The sequence below is a fragment of the Rhodoglobus aureus genome, from assembly GCF_039527955.1.
GTDB classification, from domain to species: Bacteria; Actinomycetota; Actinomycetes; order Actinomycetales; family Microbacteriaceae; genus Rhodoglobus; species Rhodoglobus aureus.
This window is the reverse complement of record NZ_BAAAKW010000006.1, coordinates 1-550: the sequence shown is the minus strand read 5'-3', so window position 1 is coordinate 550 and position 550 is coordinate 1. Positions and strand designations below refer to the sequence as shown.

Here is a 550-nt window from a genome sequence, read left to right as displayed (position 1 = left end):
GGTGATTTCGGCGGCGAGGCGACGTCCCATCCGGGGTGCCCGCGTGATCAGGCGGTTGCCGAGGCGAACCGTGCCAGCAGTTTTCATCGACGCTGGCGACGGGTATTTCTGCAGCAGGTCCAGCACTGCCGGGTGGTCCAGGTGCGGTCCCAGAACCCGCTCCAAAGCTGGGTGGATCTGGGTGAGGAGGCCGCGGATGNCAGCTGGATGGACCGCAACGCGTGCGGAAGGGTGCGGGCCGCTTGGGCGATGATGGCCGCATCGCGGGCATCGGTCTTCGCTTCCCCCGGATGGAGGTCTGCGATGCGGCGCATGGCTAGGCCCGGCAGGTAGCCGACGAGGACATTCTCGGCCTGAGCGACCGCGACCGGCAGCGCGCCGATCGTCGCCGGCTGATCGACGACGAAGAGGACCTGGCCATACTTTTTCAGCTTTCCGATGACCTCCCCGGGTTCTAAGCGGAAGTGCAACACCTTCTAAGTTGTGGTTATTGAGATCACTCCGAGAAGGGTTGCACTTCCTTGACCGCACAATACCGACATTTGATGAT

The 550-nt window shown here is 63.4% G+C and carries 1 pseudogene; it reads right to left on the bottom strand.

From position 1 onward, the window contains the following. Positions 1-443: pseudogene (locus ABD112_RS01280) on the bottom strand (IS110 family transposase); the annotation flags it as partial. Positions 444-550: the final 107 nt, after the last annotated feature.